The organism is Pseudomonas sp. HLMP (assembly GCF_046365545.1).
In the GTDB taxonomy this organism is placed as follows: domain Bacteria; phylum Pseudomonadota; class Gammaproteobacteria; order Pseudomonadales; family Pseudomonadaceae; genus Aquipseudomonas; species Aquipseudomonas guariconensis_B.
The window spans coordinates 1,541,388-1,558,976 of record NZ_JBDLLR010000001.1; the positions used below are offsets into that span (position 1 = coordinate 1,541,388).

17 protein-coding genes and 4 tRNA genes are annotated in these 17,589 nt (G+C 63.4%); 11 read left to right on the forward strand and 10 right to left on the reverse strand.

What is annotated here, in order from left to right:
- Positions 1-59: 59 nt before the first annotated feature.
- From ABFA30_RS07265 to ABFA30_RS07275, 3 genes are all read right to left on the reverse strand, one after another.
- On the reverse strand, positions 60-824 hold the full coding sequence (locus ABFA30_RS07265) for a FadR/GntR family transcriptional regulator (protein ID WP_225789529.1): 765 nt from the start codon (positions 822-824) through the stop codon (positions 60-62).
- Positions 825-1,032: 208 nt separating this feature from the next.
- Entirely contained in the window at positions 1,033-1,263 is a 231-nt protein-coding gene (locus tag ABFA30_RS07270; protein ID WP_410045284.1) for a PP0621 family protein, read from the reverse strand.
- A gap of 92 nt (positions 1,264-1,355) precedes the next feature.
- Positions 1,356-2,375, reverse strand: coding sequence for an outer membrane protein assembly factor BamD (locus ABFA30_RS07275; RefSeq protein ID WP_225789531.1), 1,020 nt, complete (start codon positions 2,373-2,375; stop codon positions 1,356-1,358).
- Positions 2,376-2,523: 148 nt separating this feature from the next.
- On the opposite strand from ABFA30_RS07275, the gene rluD reads away from it, so the two are divergent.
- The 6 genes from rluD (at position 2,524) to ABFA30_RS07305 (ending at position 7,562) form a co-directional block, all read left to right on the forward strand.
- On the forward strand, positions 2,524-3,486 hold the full coding sequence (gene rluD, locus ABFA30_RS07280; RefSeq protein WP_410045285.1) for a 23S rRNA pseudouridine(1911/1915/1917) synthase RluD: 963 nt from the start codon (positions 2,524-2,526) through the stop codon (positions 3,484-3,486).
- Entirely contained in the window at positions 3,483-4,223 is a 741-nt protein-coding gene (pgeF, locus tag ABFA30_RS07285) for a peptidoglycan editing factor PgeF (protein ID WP_225789533.1), read from the forward strand. Before rluD ends, pgeF begins: the two co-directional genes overlap by 4 nt.
- A gap of 122 nt (positions 4,224-4,345) precedes the next feature.
- On the forward strand, positions 4,346-6,910 hold the full coding sequence (gene clpB / locus ABFA30_RS07290) for an ATP-dependent chaperone ClpB (RefSeq protein WP_368816673.1): 2,565 nt from the start codon (positions 4,346-4,348) through the stop codon (positions 6,908-6,910).
- Positions 6,911-7,323: 413 nt separating this feature from the next.
- Positions 7,324-7,399 (forward strand) — tRNA-Asn (locus ABFA30_RS07295).
- Between the two features lie 4 nt (positions 7,400-7,403).
- Positions 7,404-7,480, forward strand: a tRNA-Pro gene (locus ABFA30_RS07300).
- Between the two features lie 6 nt (positions 7,481-7,486).
- A tRNA-Lys gene (locus tag ABFA30_RS07305) sits at positions 7,487-7,562 on the forward strand.
- Positions 7,563-7,810: 248 nt separating this feature from the next.
- On the opposite strand, the gene ABFA30_RS07310 is transcribed toward ABFA30_RS07305, so the two are convergent.
- The 3 genes from ABFA30_RS07310 to ABFA30_RS07320 all read right to left on the reverse strand — a co-directional run bounded on the left by ABFA30_RS07310 (position 7,811) and on the right by ABFA30_RS07320 (position 10,126).
- Complete coding sequence (locus ABFA30_RS07310) at positions 7,811-9,106, reverse strand: NAD(P)/FAD-dependent oxidoreductase (RefSeq protein WP_225790869.1); 1,296 nt, start codon at positions 9,104-9,106, stop codon at positions 7,811-7,813.
- 84 nt (positions 9,107-9,190) lie between these two features.
- Positions 9,191-9,364, reverse strand: a complete 174-nt coding sequence (locus tag ABFA30_RS07315; protein ID WP_225790870.1) for a DUF3094 family protein — start codon at positions 9,362-9,364, stop codon at positions 9,191-9,193.
- Positions 9,365-9,496: 132 nt separating this feature from the next.
- The gene (locus ABFA30_RS07320) at positions 9,497-10,126 is read right to left on the reverse strand and encodes a DUF1780 domain-containing protein (protein ID WP_225790871.1); all 630 of its coding nucleotides are present in this window, start codon (positions 10,124-10,126) and stop codon (positions 9,497-9,499) included.
- A gap of 119 nt (positions 10,127-10,245) precedes the next feature.
- On the opposite strand from ABFA30_RS07320, the gene ABFA30_RS07325 reads away from it, so the two are divergent.
- The gene (locus tag ABFA30_RS07325) at positions 10,246-10,929 is read left to right on the forward strand and encodes an energy-coupling factor ABC transporter permease (RefSeq protein WP_225790882.1); all 684 of its coding nucleotides are present in this window, start codon (positions 10,246-10,248) and stop codon (positions 10,927-10,929) included.
- 77 nt (positions 10,930-11,006) lie between these two features.
- Here ABFA30_RS07325 and yacG read toward each other — a convergent pair whose 3' ends face one another.
- Genes yacG through ABFA30_RS07345 form a run of 4 tightly spaced genes read right to left on the reverse strand, consistent with a single transcriptional unit; the run spans position 11,007 to position 13,903 of the window.
- Positions 11,007-11,207 carry a DNA gyrase inhibitor YacG gene (gene yacG / locus ABFA30_RS07330; protein WP_225790872.1) on the reverse strand — a complete coding sequence of 67 codons (201 nt, stop codon included), beginning with the start codon at positions 11,205-11,207 and terminating at the stop codon, positions 11,007-11,009.
- Positions 11,204-11,827, reverse strand: coding sequence for a dephospho-CoA kinase (gene coaE / locus ABFA30_RS07335; protein ID WP_253080036.1), 624 nt, complete (start codon positions 11,825-11,827; stop codon positions 11,204-11,206). Before coaE ends, yacG begins: the two co-directional genes overlap by 4 nt.
- Positions 11,827-12,693 carry a prepilin peptidase gene (locus ABFA30_RS07340; RefSeq protein ID WP_225790874.1) on the reverse strand — a complete coding sequence of 289 codons (867 nt, stop codon included), beginning with the start codon at positions 12,691-12,693 and terminating at the stop codon, positions 11,827-11,829. Before ABFA30_RS07340 ends, coaE begins: the two co-directional genes overlap by 1 nt.
- A 1-nt stretch (position 12,694) precedes the next feature.
- Positions 12,695-13,903 (reverse strand): type II secretion system F family protein, encoded by a 1,209-nt coding sequence (locus ABFA30_RS07345; RefSeq protein WP_410045286.1) that lies wholly within the window; start codon positions 13,901-13,903, stop codon positions 12,695-12,697.
- A gap of 217 nt (positions 13,904-14,120) precedes the next feature.
- Here ABFA30_RS07345 and ABFA30_RS07350 point away from each other — a divergent pair, with 217 nt between their 5' ends.
- The 4 genes from ABFA30_RS07350 (at position 14,121) to ABFA30_RS07365 (ending at position 17,427) form a co-directional block, all read left to right on the forward strand.
- Positions 14,121-14,531, forward strand: coding sequence for a pilin (locus tag ABFA30_RS07350; protein ID WP_253168136.1), 411 nt, complete (start codon positions 14,121-14,123; stop codon positions 14,529-14,531).
- A gap of 80 nt (positions 14,532-14,611) precedes the next feature.
- Positions 14,612-14,687: transfer RNA gene (locus ABFA30_RS07355), tRNA-Thr, on the forward strand.
- Positions 14,688-14,928: 241 nt separating this feature from the next.
- Positions 14,929-15,798: a tyrosine-type recombinase/integrase gene (locus tag ABFA30_RS07360; RefSeq protein WP_368816681.1), complete on the forward strand. Its 870-nt coding sequence runs from the start codon at positions 14,929-14,931 to the stop codon at positions 15,796-15,798.
- Positions 15,799-16,056: 258 nt separating this feature from the next.
- Complete coding sequence (locus ABFA30_RS07365) at positions 16,057-17,427, forward strand: sigma-54 interaction domain-containing protein (RefSeq protein ID WP_368816675.1); 1,371 nt, start codon at positions 16,057-16,059, stop codon at positions 17,425-17,427.
- Positions 17,428-17,589 lie beyond the last annotated feature (162 nt).

Below are 17,589 nucleotides of genomic sequence, written 5' to 3' on the forward strand. Positions count from 1 at the left end.
GAGTGGCAATGGCAAAGCGGGTACGGCCGGGCCTGTGCGCAGGCCTCTTTCCAGGCTGATCAGTGGTGGTGTTCGAACTCCAGCAGGAAGTTGCGTGCGACCTCGCCCTCCAGCGCGGTCATGTGGTGCTCGGCGTCGCACATGTGTGCATGCATCAGCCGGCGCACGGCCTGTTCGTCGCTGGCGCGCAGGGCCAGCAGGAGCTGCTTGTGGTAGTCGATGTTGGCGGCGGCGAACTGCTGGCGCTTGGGCAGGTAGGCCTTCTTCAGCACCACCAGGTCGCGCAGCAGGTCGTTGAGGAACACCGCCATGAAGCGCAGCAGCGGGTTGGGGCAGCGGTGCGCCAGCAGGGTGTGGAACTCCAGCTCCGCCAGGCGTTGCTCGCGCTGGCCCTGTTCGCTGTCTTCCGGGGCGCTGCAGAAGTCGATGTTGGCCTGTAGCGCGGCGTAGTCGGCTTCACTCAGCTGGCCCATCACCGACACCGCCAGTTCCACTTCGATGACCTTGCGCAGTTGGTACACCTGCTCGCCGTCCAGGTGCTGGAAGTGCAGGTAGTTGCGCAGGGCGCGGCTGGCCGGCTCGGTGCCCACCTCGTTGAGGTAGGCGCCGCCGGCCGGGCCGGTGCGGGTGCTGACCAGGCCCTCGACCTCCAGGGCCTTGAGTGCCTCGCGGGCGGTGCCCTTGGAACATTCGAAGTGCTCCATCAGCTCGCGCTCGGTGGGCAGGCGATCGCCGGGGTGCAGGGCCTCGGTGACGATCGAGCGCTTGACCGATTCGACGATCACGTCGGAGAGCTTCTGGCGCTTACGCTTGGGTTTGAGCATTTGTACTGTTTTTCATATTTATGCGGATAAATAGGATTTAGCGAACTTTGCCGGGTTCGGTCAATGGTGGCGTCAGGGAAGGGGTCGTAAATGGTGCGAAAGGGTCGGGGAGGGATAAGTGGGAGGGCTTGGCCTAATGCCGGTTTTGGGGCTGCACGGCAGCCCCAGGATCACAAGGCGCTATTCGACGGGCCGGTAGGGCAATCGATCAGTCTTTCTGGCCAGGCCCCTGCTCCAGGTGCGCCTGGCTGCAATACCAGTCGTTACCCAGTTTCAGGGCCCGGTCGTTGGGCAGGTGCACGCCGCAGTGGGCGCAGCGCACCATTTTCAGCGGGTCGTCGAGCGTAGGCTCGTGACGGCCTTGCTGACTGGTCTTGAACTTGCGCCACAGCCAGAGCGCGGCGGCGATCAGGGCGATCCAGAAGAGTAGGCGAACCATGGTGTCCAGCTTGTCGGTAAATAGAGCAGACAGTCTAGGGCGCAGGCATGAAAAAAGGGAGGTCTGGACCTCCCTTTCTCATGCGTTGCAGATCAGTCGAACAGACCGAAGGTCATGTAGCTGAACCAGGAACGCTCCTTCTCGGCTTCCTTCGGACCTTCCGGCAGGATCGGGTCGCCGTTCTCGTCCTTGGGCAGCAGCTCTTCTGGCATCTCGGCGCGGGCATCCTGGAACTGCTTGACCACGTCCTGGTTGGCGCGGGTCTCGCCCGGCGGCAGCGGGGTTTCGGTCTCGATCAGGCCCAGGGTGGCCTTGGACAGCCAGGAGCGGTTGTCGGCCTCGTCCCGCTTGGGGCGGAACTCGCCATCGACCAGGCTCGGGTGGTCGGGGTAGTTGAGCTTGAGGGTTTCCAGGCTGGTGGCGGCCAGATCGTCCAGGTGCAGGCGCTGGTAGGCCTCGACCATCACGGCCAGGCCGTCGCCGACCGACGGCGTCTCCTGGAAGTTCTCCACCACGTAGCGGCCACGGTTGGCGGCGGCTACATAGGCCTGGCGGCCCAGGTAGTAGTCGGCCACGTGGATCTCGTAGGAGGCCAGCAGGTTGCGCAGGTAGATCATGCGCTGCTTGGCGTCCGGGGCATAGCGGCTGTTGGGGAAGCGGCTGGTGAGCTGGGCGAACTCGTTGTAGGAGTCGCGGGCGGCACCCGGGTCACGCTTGGTCATGTCCAGCGGCAGGAAGCGCGCCAGCAGGCCGCGGTCCTGGTCGAACGAGGTCAGGCCCTTGAGGTAGTAGGCGTAGTCGACGTTGGGGTGCTGCGGGTGCAGGCGGATGAAACGCTCGGCGGCGGATTTGGCAGCCTCCGGCTCGGCATTCTTGTAGTTGGCGTAGATCAGCTCCAACTGGGCCTGGTCGGCGTAGCGGCCGAACGGATAGCGCGACTCCAGGGCCTTGAGCTTGCTCACGGCGCTGGTGTAGCTGTGGTTGTCCAGGTCGGCCTGCGCCTGCTGGTACAGCTCGGCTTCGCTGAGATTCTCGTCGATGACTTCCTTGTTCGAGGAACAGGCAGCGGTAAGCCCGAGGATGGCGATCAGCAGCAGGTGTTTCACTTGCATGGCGGCTTGCGTCCCTTTGACGGCCGCTGTCTTGGGCGGTGCCGTCCTGTTATGATGAGCGCCCCCGGCCAATCCCGGGGCAAAAGAAGCCGTATTTAACCACAAGCGCGCAGCCGAAACCAAAGGCTGTACGCCCGCCGAATCGAGCATGTCCGAGATCATTCAACTTAGCGCAGAGGTACCGTCCGAACTGGGCGGTCAACGCCTCGACCAGGTCGCTGCCCAACTGTTCGCCGAGTATTCGCGCTCGCGTCTTGCCGCGTGGATCAAGGAAGGCCGCCTGACGGTCGACGGCGCGGTGCTGCGCCCGCGCGACATCGTCCATGGCGGCTCCCTGCTGGCCCTGGAGGCCGAGCACGAAGCCCAGGGCGAATGGGAGGCCCAGGCCATCGAACTGGACATCGTCTACGAAGACGACCAGATCCTGGTGATCAACAAGCCCGCCGGGCTGGTGGTCCACCCCGCTGCCGGGCATGCCGATGGCACCCTGCTCAATGCCCTGCTGCACCATGTGCCGGACATCGTCAACGTACCGCGCGCTGGCATCGTCCACCGCCTGGACAAGGACACCACCGGCCTGATGGTGGTGGCCAAGACCCTGCAGGCGCAGACCAACCTGGTCGAGCAACTGCAGCGCCGCAGCGTCAGCCGCATCTATGAATGCATCGTCGTCGGCGTGATCACCGCTGGCGGCAAGGTCGATGCACCGATCGGCCGGCATGGCACCCAGCGCCAGCGCATGGCGGTCACCGAAGGCGGCAAGCCGGCGGTCAGCCACTACCGCGTGCTGGAGCGCTTCCGCTCGCACACCCATGTGCGGGTCAAGCTGGAAACCGGGCGGACCCACCAGATCCGCGTGCACATGGCCCACGTCAACTTCCCGTTGGTCGGCGACCCGGTGTACGGCGGGCGCTTCCGCATCCCACCGGCGGCCAACCCGACCATGGTCGAGGCGCTCAAGACCTTCCCGCGCCAGGCCCTGCACGCGCGTTTCCTGGAGCTGGACCACCCGACCACCGGCAAGCGCATCGGCTGGGAGTCGCCGCTGCCGGACGATTTCGTCTGGCTGCTGTCGCTGCTCAAGCAGGACCGCGAGAGCTTCATCGGATGAACGACCTGACGCAGGCGCTGCTGTTCCCCGACTGGCCGGCCCCGGCGTCGGTACACGCCTGTGTCACCACGCGCGGGGGCGGCAGCAGCCTGCCGCCCTACGACACCTTCAACCTCGGCGACCACGTTGGCGACGACCCGGCAGCGGTCGCCGAGAACCGCCGGCGCCTGAGCGATGCGCTGCACATCCAGCCGGCCTGGCTCAAGCAGGTACATGGCCTGGCCGTGGTCGAGGCCGACCCGACCGTGGTGGCCGAAGCCGACGCCAGTTGGACCGCCCGTCCCGGCATCGCCTGCGCGGTGATGACCGCCGACTGCCTGCCGGTGCTGTTCTGCGACCGCGCCGGTACGCGCGTGGCGGCCGCCCATGCCGGCTGGCGCGGGTTGGCCGGCGGGGTGCTGGAAGCCACCCTCGACACGCTGGCCGTGCCTGCCGAGGACGTGTTGGTCTGGCTCGGCCCGGCCATCGGCCCGCAGGCCTTCGAGGTCGGGCTGGAAGTGCGCGATGCCTTCACCGCCGTGCACCCCGAGGCTGCCGAGGCCTTTGTCCCAGGCGAGCGGCCCGGCAAGCTGATGGCCGACATCTACACGCTCGCGCGTATCCGCCTGGCTGCCCGTGGCGTGACGGCCACTCATGGCGGCGGCTTCTGCACGGTCAGCGACCCGCGCTTCTTTTCCTATCGGCAAACCCCGCAAGGCGGGCGCTTTGCATCGCTGGTCTGGCTCCAGCCGAGCTGACCCAGGTCAAGCCCGCTAAGCTTGAAACTTCCAGAATCAACCTTATCTACAGGTTATCTCTGGCAGGTTTCTTCATCAGGTGTGTCCATCGCTCCGACCTGCCCTTATAGGAAGGTATCCCCATGCGAATAGACCGTTTGACCAGCAAGTTGCAACTGGCGTTATCCGATTCCCAATCCCTGGCGGTGGGCATGGACCACCCGGCCATCGAGCCCCTGCACCTGATGCAGGCGCTGATCGACCAGCAGGGCGGCTCCATCAAGCCGCTGCTGATGCAGGTCGGCTTCGACATCAACAGCCTGCGCCAGGCCCTGGTGAAAGAGCTGGACCAGTTGCCGAAGATCCAGAACCCCACCGGCGACGTGAACATGTCCCAGGACCTGGCGCGCCTGCTCAACCAGGCCGACCGCCTGGCCCAGCAGAAGGGCGACCAGTTCATCTCCAGCGAACTGGTGCTGCTCGCCGCCATGGACGAGAACAGCAAGCTCGGCAAGCTGCTGCTCAGCCAGGGCGTGAGCAAGAAGGCCCTGGAGAACGCCATCAACAACCTGCGTGGCGGCGCGGCGGTCAATGACGCCAATGCCGAGGAATCGCGCCAGGCCCTGGACAAGTACACCGTCGACCTGACCAAGCGTGCTGAGGAAGGCAAGCTCGACCCGGTGATCGGCCGTGACGACGAGATCCGCCGCACCGTGCAGGTGCTGCAGCGGCGCACCAAGAACAACCCGGTGCTGATTGGCGAGCCGGGCGTGGGCAAGACCGCCATCGCCGAGGGCCTGGCCCAGCGCATCATCAACGGCGAAGTGCCCGATGGCCTCAAAGGCAAGCGCCTGCTCGCCCTGGACATGGGCGCGCTGATCGCCGGCGCCAAGTACCGCGGCGAGTTCGAGGAGCGCCTCAAGGCCCTGCTCAACGAGCTGTCCAAGCAGGAAGGCCAGATCATCCTGTTCATCGACGAGTTGCACACCATGGTCGGTGCCGGCAAGGGCGAGGGCGCCATGGATGCCGGCAACATGCTCAAGCCGGCCCTGGCCCGTGGCGAGCTGCACTGCGTCGGTGCCACCACGCTCAACGAGTACCGCCAGTTCATCGAGAAGGACGCGGCGCTGGAGCGGCGCTTCCAGAAGGTGCTGGTGGAAGAGCCGAGCGAGGAAGACACCATCGCGATCCTGCGTGGCCTGAAGGAGCGCTACGAGGTGCACCACAAGGTGGCCATCACCGACGGCGCGATCATCGCCGCGGCCAAGCTCAGCCACCGCTACATCACAGACCGCCAGTTGCCAGACAAGGCCATCGACCTGATCGACGAAGCGGCCAGCCGCATCCGCATGGAGATCGACTCCAAGCCGGAAGTGCTCGACCGCCTCGACCGTCGCCTGATCCAGCTGAAGGTCGAATCCCAGGCACTGAAGAAGGAAGAAGACGAGGCCGCCAAGAAGCGCCTGGAGAAACTGACCGAGGAAATCGAGCGGCTGGAGCGTGAGTACTCTGACCTCGAAGAGATCTGGGCGTCCGAAAAAGCGGAAGTGCAGGGCTCGGCGCAGATCCAGCAGAAGATCGAGCAAGCCCGCCAGGAACTGGAAGCGGCCCGCCGCAAGGGCGACCTCAGCCGCATGGCCGAGCTGCAGTACGGGGTGATCCCGGACCTTGAGCGCAGCCTGCAGATGGTCGACCAGCACGGCAAGACCGAGAACCAGCTGCTGCGCAACAAGGTCACCGAGGAAGAGATCGCTGAAGTGGTGTCCAAGTGGACCGGCATCCCGGTGGCCAAGATGCTCGAAGGCGAGCGCGAGAAGTTGCTGAAGATGGAAGCGCTGCTGCACCAGCGTGTCATCGGTCAGGACGAGGCGGTGACCGCCGTGGCCAACGCCGTGCGCCGTTCCCGCGCCGGCCTTGCCGACCCCAACCGGCCGAGCGGCTCGTTCCTGTTCCTTGGCCCGACCGGCGTGGGCAAGACCGAGCTGTGCAAGGCGCTGGCCGAGTTCCTGTTCGACACTGAAGAGGCGATGGTGCGTATCGACATGTCCGAGTTCATGGAGAAACACTCCGTCGCTCGCCTGATCGGCGCCCCACCCGGATACGTGGGCTACGAGGAGGGTGGCTACCTGACCGAGGCCGTGCGGCGTAAGCCTTACTCGGTGGTGCTGCTCGACGAAGTGGAGAAGGCCCACCCGGACGTGTTCAACGTGCTGTTGCAGGTGCTCGAGGATGGCCGCCTGACCGACAGCCATGGGCGCACCGTGGATTTTCGCAACACCGTGATCGTGATGACCTCCAACCTGGGCTCGGCGCAGATCCAGGAACTGGCGGGTGACCGCGAAGCGCAGCGTGCAGCGGTGATGGATGCGGTGAGTTCGCACTTCCGTCCGGAGTTCATCAACCGGATCGACGAAGTGGTGGTGTTCGAGCCGCTGGGCCGCGAGCAGATCGCCGGTATCACCGAGATCCAGCTTGGCCGCCTGCGCAGCCGCCTGGCCGAGCGCGAGCTGTCGCTGACCCTGAGCCCGGAGGCGCTGGACAAGCTGATCGCTGTCGGCTACGACCCGGTGTATGGTGCACGGCCGCTCAAGCGTGCGATACAGCGCTGGATCGAGAACCCGCTGGCGCAGTTGATCCTCGGCGGGCAGTTCCTGCCTGGCGCGGCGATCACGGCCAAAGTCGAGGGCGACGAGATCGTCTTTGCCTGAGCCTTGCTCCCGACGAGCCCCGCATTCGCGGGGCTTTTTTGAACGCCTACAAGCCATTTGGGGCTGCCTTGCAGCCCCAAATGGCCGCTGAAAGCCTTGACCGACCGGCATTGCTCCACAGGCTTCCAGCGGCCGTAACGTTGGATTCTGAATAACTCTTTGAGAATGTTGAAAATTTTCTTTGCATTTTGCTTCGGGTGCGCTTAATATGCGCCCCGCTGTCAGGCACTACACAGATCACCGGCGGTAGAGGCGATCTGAAAACAATTTGCAAATCAGTAAGTTGAAAGCAAATTGGGGGTTGACAAGCGATTCGGAGGATGTAGAATAGCGCGCCTCGGAGACATGAACGCAAACGCGAATGTCGAAGAGTTCGAAGCTGAACAGCCTTCGAAGTAGTACGAAGTTGTAGTTCCGCGATAGCTCAGTCGGTAGAGCAAATGACTGTTAATCATTGGGTCCCTGGTTCGAGTCCAGGTCGCGGAGCCAAATTCGGGGTGTAGCGCAGTCCGGTAGCGCGCCTGCTTTGGGAGCAGGATGTCAGGAGTTCGAATCCCCTCACCCCGACCATTTTCCGGGTCGTTAGCTCAGTTGGTAGAGCAGTTGGCTTTTAACCAATTGGTCGAAGGTTCGAGTCCTTCACGACCCACCATGTAAAAAGGGCATCTCGCATGAGATGCCCTTTTTCTTTTGTCTCGAATTTTTCTCGTGCAGCTTGTTGCACAGAGAGCATTCGGCACTTGGCAAATTGCTTCGTGCCGCTTCCCCACAGGCTACAGCGCCGCTCTCGAGGGCAACGGTACCGGCGATGGGCTGCGCAGCAGCCCCAGAACCTGTCCAGTCGCATCCCAGCGACAAAAAGGGCCGCATCGCGGCCCTTCAGTTTCAATTCCATATGGATCAGTGCAGCTTCAAGCGCGGTTCGGTCCCACGCCCGATCTTGCTGCCCAGCATCAGCATCAACGTGCGGAAGGTCCCATACAGCGCCATCTGGTGCATCCGGTACAGCGACACATAGAACATCCGCGCCAGCCACCCCTCCAGCATCACGCTGCCGGTGAGGTTGCCCATCAGGTTGCCCACCGCCGAGAAGCGCGACAGCGACACCAGCGAGCCGTAGTCACGGTATTCATAGCTCGGCAGCGGCTTGCCTTCCAGGCGCGCCTTGAGGCTCTTGGCCAGCATCGAGGCCTGCTGGTGCGCGGCCTGGGCCCGTGGCGGCACGTTGCGGTCGCTGCCCGGTTGCGGGCAGGCGGCGCAATCGCCGAAGGCGAAGATGTCGTCGTCGCGGGTGGTCTGCAGGGTCGGGCGCACCACCAACTGGTTGATACGGTTGGTCTCCAGCCCATCGATATCCTTGAGGAAGCCCGGTGCGCGGATACCCGCCGCCCAGACCTTGAGGCTGGCCTGGATGACCTCGCCGCTGGCGGTCTTCAGGCCATCCTCGGTCACTTCGCTGACGGCTGCATTGGTCATCACCGTCACTCCCAGCTTCTCCAGGGTCTTGTGCACCGGCACGCTGATGCGCTCGGGCAGGGCCGGCAATACCCGTGGCCCGGCCTCGATCACGGTGATGTGCATGTCCTTGGGCTGGATGCGGTCCAGGCCATAGGCGGCCAGCTCATGGGCGGCATGGTGCAGCTCGGCGGCCAGCTCCACGCCGGTGGCGCCGGCGCCGACGATCGCCACGCTGATCTTCTCGCTGGCCGTATCGCCCGCATGGGCGCGCAGGTAGTGGTTGAGCAACTGCTGGTGGAAGCGCTCGGCCTGCTTGCGGGTGTCGAGGAACAGGCAGTGCTGGGCTGCGCCAAGGGTGCCGAAGTCGTTGGTGTTGCTGCCCACGGAAATGACCAGGGTGTCGTAGCCCAGGGTCCGCGCAGGCAGCAGTTCGCGGCCCTCTTCGTCGAGGGTCGCGGCCAGCTGGATCTGCTTGTTCTCCCGGTCCAGCCCGCTCATGCGTCCCAGCTGGAAGTTGAAGTGGTTCCACTTGGCCTGGGCCACGTAGTTCAGTTCGTCTTCCGAGGAGTTGAGCGAACCTGCGGCCACCTCGTGCAGCAGCGGCTTCCAGATGTGCGTCAGGTTGGCGTCGACCAGGGTGATCTCGGCCTTCTTGCGCTTGCCCAGGCTTTTACCCAGGCGGGTCGCCAGTTCCAGGCCGCCGGCGCCGCCGCCGACAATCACGATGCGATGAGTCATGGGGATATCTCACAAGTTTTACGGAATCCTTGGCCCCGGGGGCCGGCCGCACACTGCAGGAGGGGAGGGCGAGCGCGAGGCAGCTCATAGCACCAGTCCACTCAACAGGCGGCTAAGCAGGCCCAGACCGATGGTCACGATCACCACCAGCGCAAGGAGCAGCAAGGGCCGGAAAGGCTTGCGCTCGACCTGGTGCTGGGGGGCTCGCAGGTATTCATCGACACGACGCTGATCTTCTGGATTCAGGCGGCTGGTCATGGTGGGCCTCGTCAGATAGACGTTTGTGATTGCATGAACGCTACAACGATCACGCAAGCGCTTGAAACAAATGATAATGCTTTCTATCTCCGGCGCCGAGTGTACGCCATCGCAAAGACTCTCGGCACTGGATCAAAGACTGATACCTACATCGAAGACGATGCTGCGCCCCAGGTTGCCGCGTAAAAAATCCGGCGCGTCAGGGTGGGCGAACAGCACCCGGGCGAAGGTCGGCCCGACCAGCGACAGCGAGCGCCAGCCCTGGCGCAGGTATTCGGTGGGGGGCGGGAAGTGGCTGTTGAGGTCCAGCACTTCGCGCTTGAGGCTGGCGAAGGCGATGATGTCCAACTCGCCCAGGTCGAGCCCACGCTCCCGGTAGTTGTGCGCCTTCTTGCGCAGCGTTGGCGCCAGGCGAGCGAGCAGCTCCTGGGCACTGATCCGTCGTGGCCGTGCTTCGCGGCGCACCAGCTGGCTCAGGGAGAACGCACTGCGCCTGCGCTGCAGCTCCTCACGCCACTCGTCGTTGAGCCGACGCCCCTCGTCGAGGACGAAGAACACCTCGAAGGCAGCATCGCGAAACAGCACGTCCGGCGGTTCCTGGCCGGCCGGCATGAAGTCTTCGCTGCGATAAGGGATGTTCAGCCCTTGCAGCAGGCGCTGGCACACCCAACGCTCACGCTCCCACTTGCGAGCATTGGAGAGAAAGGCATTGGCTTGTTCGGCCTGGATGGTGAGCAGGCGCAGGTAGTCTGAGTCATCCATGGGAACAAGCTTAGCCGCTAATCCATGACGGTAAGATGCTGTTTGTGCGCAGGATTCGGTCGGGGGCCCGGTTGAATGGGTGTAGACTCGTGATTGTTCGACACGGGAGCGAGTTCGAGGTGATCAGCGCACAGGTCCTGTCCACCACCAGCCTGACCCTGGGCTGGCTGGCCTATGTACCGCTATTGATCTGGGCGGCGAGCCGTACCCGCTGGGTCGAGCTGTTCAGCGACAGCCGCCGCCAGCACCTGTTGTTCGGCACGGTGTTCGGCCTGTTCGCCCTGTGGTTGGTGCGGCGCGATTTCGATACCGGCGTGTCGTACCACTTCATCGGCATGACCGCCGTGACCCTGCTGCTGGACTGGCCGCTGGCGATCCTCGGCGGTTTCCTCGCCCAACTCGGCCTGCTCCTGCTCGGGCGCCAGGACCTGGCGGCCCTGGGCATCAACGGCCTGTTGCTGATCGGGTTGCCGGTGCTGGTCACCGAGGTGTGTGCGATCCTGGTCGAGCGGGCGCAGCCGCGCAACCTGTTCGTCTATATCTTCTGTTCAGGGTTTTTCGCCGCAGCGCTGGCTGCCTTGCTCTGCCTGTTGGCCGGGCTTGGCCTGTTGTGGCTGGATGGGCGCTTCGCCATGCCGGAATGGTTGGAGGATTTCGTCGGCTACCTGTGGTTGATCATCTTCCCCGAGGCCTTCATCAACGGCACAGTGATCAGCGCCCTGGTGGTGTTCTGCCCCGAATGGCTGGAGACCTTCAACCGTACCCGCTACTTACAGGCGCCCTGGAAGGATGATGAACGCTGAGGCACTTCTGCTTCTAAGTAGGGGCGTCTTGGGGCTACGTTGCAGCCCCAGCAATCTCCCAGGCCCCACAAGCAGACTCAGTGCCGTGGCTCCAGATCCCCGGAGTACAGCTCATCCTCGGCCTCGCTCGAGCCAGGAATCTTGTGCTCCTCCGCCGCCCAGGCGCCCAGGTCGATCAGCTTGCAACGATCGGAGCAGAACGGCCGGAACGGGCTTTTCTCGCTCCATTCCACAGGTGCACCACAGGTCGGGCAGTCAACGGTCAATGGCTGGCTCATGGCTGGCCTCCTCGTAAAGTCAGGTAAAAATGATGCAGGCGATCGACCTGCTCGTGCAGCCAGCCCAGGTCGCGGTCATTGACCACCACGTCATCGGCATGACGCAACCGCGCTTCGCGCTCCAGCTGGGCCTGGAGGATGGCCTGCACCTGCTCGGGGCTGGTGTTGTCGCGCAGCAGGGTGCGCTGTACCTGCAGCGCAGGCGGAGCATCGATCACCAACACCCGCTGGGTCTTCTGATGCTGCCCAGACTCGATCAGCAGCGGCGAGACGTACACCGCATAGGGCGATTCGGCCTTGGCCAGGTAGCTGAAGATCTCCTGGCCGATCAGCGGATGCAGCAGCTCCTCCAGCCAGCGGCGCTGGGTCGGGTCGGCGAAGATCAGCTGGCGCAAGGCCGCACGGTCGAGCTGGCCGTCATCCAGCAGCACGCCAGCACCGAAGCGCTCGACGATGCTGGCCAGGGCAGGGCGGCCAGGCTCGACGACCCAGCGCGCCGCCTGGTCGGCATCGACCAGGTGCACGCCCAACTCGACGAAGCGCTGCGCCGCAGCGCTCTTGCCACTGCCGATGCCGCCGGTCAGGCCAAGAATCCAAGGGGTAAAAGCCGCGGTGGTCATCAGATTCCAAGCAGTTGCATGTAGGAGGTGTATATTTCATCACCCCAGAGCACGGCGATCCAGCCCGCAATGGCCAGATAGGGGCCAAAGGGCATGGCCGAGCCCATCGACGCCTTGCGCAGGCGCAGCAGGCACAGCCCGATCAGCGCGCCTAGCACCGAAGACAACAGCAGCGTCAACGGCAGCACCTGCCAGCCCCCCCAGGCGCCGATCATCGCCAGCAGCTTGAAGTCGCCATAGCCCAGCCCCTCCTTGCCGGTCACCAGCTTGAACAGCCAATACACCAGCCACAGGCTCAGGTAGCCGAAGATCGCTCCCCAGAGCGCGTCGTGCAGCGGTACGAACAACCCCAGGGCATTGCCGACCAGGCCCAGCCAGAGTAGCGGCAGCACCAGCACGTCCGGAAGTAGCTGATGTTCGCTGTCGATCAGGCTCAGGGCCAGCAGCCCCCAGGTCAGCAGCAGGGTGAAAAGCAGTTCGAGGGTTGGCCCCGAATGCCAGGCGACAGCCACGGAAAACGCCGCGCAGCCCAACTCCACCAGCGGGTAGCGCGGGCTGATGGAGGCCTTGCACGCAGAGCAGCGCCCCCGTAGCGCCAGGTAGCTCAGCAGCGGAACGTTCTCCCACGCGCGCAGGCGATGGCCGCAATGGGGGCAATGCGAGGCAGGCAGGCACAGGTCGAAGCGCTCGTGCGCCACCGTCGGCAGGCCAAGCGCCTCCTGCGCCTCCCGTTGCCACTGGCGCTCGAGCATGACCGGCAGGCGGTGCGCCACGACATTGAGAAAACTGCCGGCCAACAGACCCAGCAGCCCCGCCAACGTCAGGAAAAGAGCCGGCTCGCCGGCCAGAACAGTCCACAGGTTCATGTCAGATCAAGCTACCCAACTGGAAGATCGGCAAGTACATGGCCACCACCAAACCACCCACCACCACGCCGAGAATTAGCACGATGGCAGGCTCCAGCAGGCCTGTCAGCTGGTCGAGCGCCTGGCTGACCTGTTCCTCGTAGTGGCTGGCGGCCTTGCCCAGCATCTGGTCGAGGGTGCCACTGGATTCGCCGATGGCCGTGAGCTGTACCAGCAATGGCGGAAACAGCGGTTCCAGCGCCATCGCCTGGTGCAGCCCCTGGCCGTTGGCCATGCCCTGGCGCAAGCGCAGGATCGCCTGTTCATGCACTCCCGAGCCACTCACCGCCGCCACCGTGCCCAGCGCATCGAGCAGCGGAACCCCAGCGGCATAGGCCGTGGACAGGCTACGTGCAAAACGCGCCAGCGCCGCCCGGCCCAGCAGCCCGCCGAGCACCGGCAGGCGCAGTACCTGCCGGGATATCCACAGGCGTGCGTATTCATGACGTCGATACAGCTGCACCAGGCCCGCGCCCAGCATGATGCTGGTGACCAGCAGCCACGGCGCATGGCGCCCCAGCCCTGTGGACAAGTCGATGACCCACTGGGTGAGCGGCGGCAGCGCCCTGTCGAAGCTGGCGAACAGCGCCTGAAAGCGCGGCACCACCTCCAGTAGCAGAAGCGCCGACACGCCCAGCCCGGTCAGCAACAGCAGAAGCGGGTAGAGCATCGCCTTGCGCACCCGCCGCCGCAGGGCCTGGCGCTGTTCCAGCAGGGTGGCCAGCTGTTCGAGCTGGCCATCGAGCGTGCCGGACTGCTCGCCCACCCGCACCAGGTTGCAGTACAGCCGATCGAACCAACGCGGATGGCGCTGCAGCGCATCGGCCAGGCCCAGGCCTCCGGCGACATCCTGCTGCAACCGCGCCAGCAGCCTGGCCAGGCTCTCGTCCCCACCGCTGCGCCCCATCACCTCGAATGCCTGCAACAGCGGTACCCCGGCCTTGAGCAGCGTCGCCAACTGCCGGCTGAAACCCGCCGGGTCGGCCTTGTCCCGGCCACGGGGCCAGCGCCATCCCAGGCGGCTGGCCGGCCGCAGGCTGGCGACCTGGATGCCCTGGCGCTGCAACCCGGCGCGCACGTACGCCGGGCTACGCCCCTGGGTTTGCCCACTGATGCGCTGGCCGCTGGGGTCGGTGCCTTCCCAGGCATAGAGGCGTGTCGAATGGCTCATGCGAAAGTCCTTGCTGCTGTCGCGACAAGCCCCGTAACAGCTTGCCGTGCCCATGACCAGGCGGGTTGCTCTGATGGTCACTAGAGTAGTTCAGCGAACAGGACGTCCAGGCGGGCAGGGGTGACAAAAGGTGTCCGTTCGGCTCTACTGCGCGCCTGTCGGCCTGGTGTCCGAGACTGGAACCAAGGCATAGCCGTATCAACAAGGAAACACGCTCATGAAAGGGCAACGAGGCATTACCCTGATCGAACTGATGATCGTCGTGGCGATCATCGGCATCCTGGCGACCATCGCCGTCCCCATGTACACCAACCACCAGGCGCGGACCAAGGCGGCAGCTGGGTTGCTGGAAATCTCCGCGCTCAAGACCGCCATGGACCTGCGCTTGAACGAGGGCAAGGATGTGGCGGATGTCGCCGCGCTGGGGGGCCAGGCGAGCACAGCGCATTGCGCCATCACTGCCAGCGGGACGGCTGCCGATGGTAGTGCCAGCATCGTCTGTACCCTGGCCGATGCGCCTGCCACGGTGCTCGGCAAGACGCTCACGCTGACCCGCTCCGCGACGGGGTGGAGCTGTACCACGACGGTGGAGGAAGACCTCGCGCCGAATGGTTGCAAGGCGTCTTGAGGTTGGGGCTGGGGTGGGGAATAACCGAGGCGAAACAGGGGTTTGCGTATCTGTCACGGCAGTGGTAGCGTTGCGCTCACGCCGGTGTAGCTCAGTCGGTAGAGCAGCGCACTCGTAACGCGAAGGTCGCAGGTTCGATTCCTGTCTCCGGCACCATGACATTCTCCGGTAAGGCCCAGTAACTACCGGAAACCCCAATGAAACCGCCCTCTGTGGCGGTTTTGTTTTTCCGGTAGGTTCCGAGTCCTTCCAGCACATTCCGGAAACTTTTAGTACATTGCGCAGCACATCGTAGATTCGAGTGCACAGGTGATGTACTAAATGCCCCTCACAGACACAGCGTAAGCCCCAGGACAAGGCCTACACCCTCAAGGACAGCGACGGGCTGTTCCTGTACATCGCGCCCAACGGCACGAAGTCCTGGCACTACCGGTTTACGTGGCACGGTAAGCAGGCGCGGATATCGATGGGCACCTATCCAGCCATCGGCCTGCGTGATGCACGGGAGCGCCGCGACGAGGCCCGCTCGCTGGTGGTCAAGGGCATAGGCCCACGCGACGAGCGCCGCCGAGCCAAGGCCGAGGCCGCCGTGCACCAGGAGAACACCTTCGAGGCGGTGGCCAACCGCTGGCACGCTTTCAAGCTGCCGCGCTGGTCGGCGGCCAGGAAGGGCGCAGCGATGCAGGCCCGCTTCTATCTGGACACGGACTTGCTGCTAGAGCTGGGCCGAATACCCATTGCGCAGATCAAGCGTGCCAATGTACTGGAGGCCATGCGCCGGGTCGAGCGGCGCGGGGCCTTGAACTCGGCACGCAAGTGCCGCTTCTGGCTCAACGAGATTTTCCGGTACGGCATGGCCGAAGGCTTGTTGGACGTCAACCCGGCTGCCGACCTGGACATCGTTGCAGTTCCTGAGCCACCAGAGCAGCACAACCCGTTCCTGCGGCGCGACGAGTTGCGGGAATGCCTGCTGGTGCTGCGTGGCTACAAGATGGCCGGGTACGTGCGCAGCGCCATCCGACTGTTGCTGCTGACCGGCGTGCGCACGATCGAGCTACGCAGCGCAACGATTGACCAGTTCGACTTCGATGATGCCCTGTGGTCGGTGCCGGCCGGGGTGGTGAAGCAGTTGCAGAAGAGGGTAAGGACGCAAAGCGGGGGAGATTCCACCGTACCTGGTCCCGCTGTCGCGGCAGGCCGTGGAAGAGGCGAAGCGCGTACACAAGCTGACCGACGGCTACCGCACGCTTATCGCGGGTCGCAATGACCCACGCAAGCCTATAAGCGATGGCACCGTTAACTCTGCCTTGCAGCGCATGGGGGACAAGGGCCGGCTGACCGGGCACGGAATCCGCGCCACGATCTCGACGAACAGAAGGTTAGACAACCGCAGATGTTTTCACACAGCCTGGACCAGAAGCGGACGGTTCCGAGGGCATATCACGCCGCCCTTTAGGTGTGGAGGGGTCTAAGAAATCAGGGACGGCAAGGTTACACTAACGCTTTACTAGCTCGGAGCGTTGTTTTGAACTTCACTGGTCAAACATTCGATACGATTCTGAACGCACTGCACGACGGCGTGTACATCACGGATGGGGTAGGGATTACAGTTAAGGTAAACAGCGCGTACGAGCGTCTGACTGGACTGCAGAGCGAACAGCTCATTGGACGCAGCATGCACGACCTGGTACGCGACGGTGTCGTTTCTCAATCCGCATCTTTGCGCGTACTCCAGCAAGGCGCTCCGGTTTCTGTCATGCAGAGCCTCAGTAACGGTAAGAAGCTGCTGGTGAGTGCAACCCCTATTTTCGAGAATCGCCGTATCAGCTACGTCGTCAGCGCCGTACGTGACATGACCGAGCTTCTGCGTATGAAGCATGAGCGGGATGAGCTCGCTGGGCTCAAGAAGCTGCGTCAGAGCACAGCGCAGTTGCATGCTGGCGAATATGAAAAACTGGCTCAGTCTTCGCTGGTCTTTGACCAGGCGCAATCAGGCCCACTTTTCGCACAGGCACGACGCGTAGCAGGCAGTGACGTGAAGGTGCTGCTGTTAGGGGAGACGGGGGTCGGCAAAAGTCTCGTCGCTCAGTACATTCACAATTCTAGCGCTCGGGCTAAGGAACCTTTCATTCCGCTCAACTGTGGAGCAATGCCGGAAAACCTGATCGAGGCGGAGTTGTTTGGCTACGCGCCTGGGGCGTTTACTGGCGCAGCTGCCAAAGGTAAGCGAGGGCTCCTAGAACTGGCGAATCATGGAACGTTGTTCCTTGACGAAATTGGCGACCTTCCTTTGTCGCTTCAGGTCAAGCTTCTGAAGGTCATTGAGGAGAAGCGGTTCATACCCGTGGGTGGGCTTGAACTGCGCGAAGTAGATATCCGAATCATAAGCGCCACCCACCATGACTTGCGACAGAGAGTAGAGCAGGGGTTGTTCCGTGCTGACTTGTACTATCGACTGAACGTGGTGCCCATCCGCATTCCCGCGCTTCGCGAGCGCGCCGGAGAGATCTCTACGCTGTTGGAGCATTACCTAAGGCAGTTCAACGAGCGCTATGAGCGCAACATGTCTTGGGGGCTAGAGACCCTAGACCTGCTCTGTGATTATGCATGGCCTGGAAATATTCGCGAATTGATCAACCTGGTCGAGCGTTTGGTAGTTATCTGCGAAAGTGACACGATTGAGGCGTTGGATCTCCCCGAGGAGATCCTTAACCTGCACGATGATCGCTTAAATCAAAATCGTCTGCCGCTGCGCAAGGTCCTAGAAAACGCAGAGCGGAGCGCGATCCTTTCAGCAATGCGCGTCCACAAGACCACGCGCCTAGCAGCCAAAGCGCTGGGTGTGAGCCAAGCAACCATCGTCCAGAAGATGAAACGCTGGGAAAGATCTGATTAGGTTTCTAATCGGTAGTCGCTTTTGTGATTGAAACTGTGATCACACGGTCGTGTCGGAGGTTAGCAAGAACGGGGCGAAACCCTTCAAGCACGGGCCTTTCAAGAAATTGGCACATGTTTTGTTCTCTCGTGGTTCATCTCAATAAAAAATGAGGATGAGCCG

Excerpts from the sequence above, each read along its gene's own strand:
- ABFA30_RS07265 (WP_225789529.1), bottom strand. The coding sequence starts at position 824 with ATGCTCAAACCCAAGCGTAAGCGCCAGAAGCTCTCCGACGTGATCGTC.
- ABFA30_RS07270 (WP_410045284.1), bottom strand. The coding sequence starts at position 1,263 with ATGGTTCGCCTACTCTTCTGGATCGCCCTGATCGCCGCCGCGCTCTGG.
- ABFA30_RS07275 (WP_225789531.1), bottom strand. The coding sequence starts at position 2,375 with ATGCAAGTGAAACACCTGCTGCTGATCGCCATCCTCGGGCTTACCGCT.
- rluD (WP_410045285.1), top strand. The coding sequence starts at position 2,524 with ATGTCCGAGATCATTCAACTTAGCGCAGAGGTACCGTCCGAACTGGGC.
- pgeF (WP_225789533.1), top strand. The coding sequence starts at position 3,483 with ATGAACGACCTGACGCAGGCGCTGCTGTTCCCCGACTGGCCGGCCCCG.
- clpB (WP_368816673.1), top strand. The coding sequence starts at position 4,346 with ATGCGAATAGACCGTTTGACCAGCAAGTTGCAACTGGCGTTATCCGAT.
- ABFA30_RS07310 (WP_225790869.1), bottom strand. The coding sequence starts at position 9,106 with ATGACTCATCGCATCGTGATTGTCGGCGGCGGCGCCGGCGGCCTGGAA.
- ABFA30_RS07315 (WP_225790870.1), bottom strand. The coding sequence starts at position 9,364 with ATGACCAGCCGCCTGAATCCAGAAGATCAGCGTCGTGTCGATGAATAC.
- ABFA30_RS07320 (WP_225790871.1), bottom strand. The coding sequence starts at position 10,126 with ATGGATGACTCAGACTACCTGCGCCTGCTCACCATCCAGGCCGAACAA.
- yacG (WP_225790872.1), bottom strand. The coding sequence starts at position 11,207 with ATGAGCCAGCCATTGACCGTTGACTGCCCGACCTGTGGTGCACCTGTG.
- coaE (WP_253080036.1), bottom strand. The coding sequence starts at position 11,827 with ATGACCACCGCGGCTTTTACCCCTTGGATTCTTGGCCTGACCGGCGGC.
- ABFA30_RS07340 (WP_225790874.1), bottom strand. The coding sequence starts at position 12,693 with ATGAACCTGTGGACTGTTCTGGCCGGCGAGCCGGCTCTTTTCCTGACG.
- ABFA30_RS07345 (WP_410045286.1), bottom strand. The coding sequence starts at position 13,903 with ATGAGCCATTCGACACGCCTCTATGCCTGGGAAGGCACCGACCCCAGC.
- ABFA30_RS07350 (WP_253168136.1), top strand. The coding sequence starts at position 14,121 with ATGAAAGGGCAACGAGGCATTACCCTGATCGAACTGATGATCGTCGTG.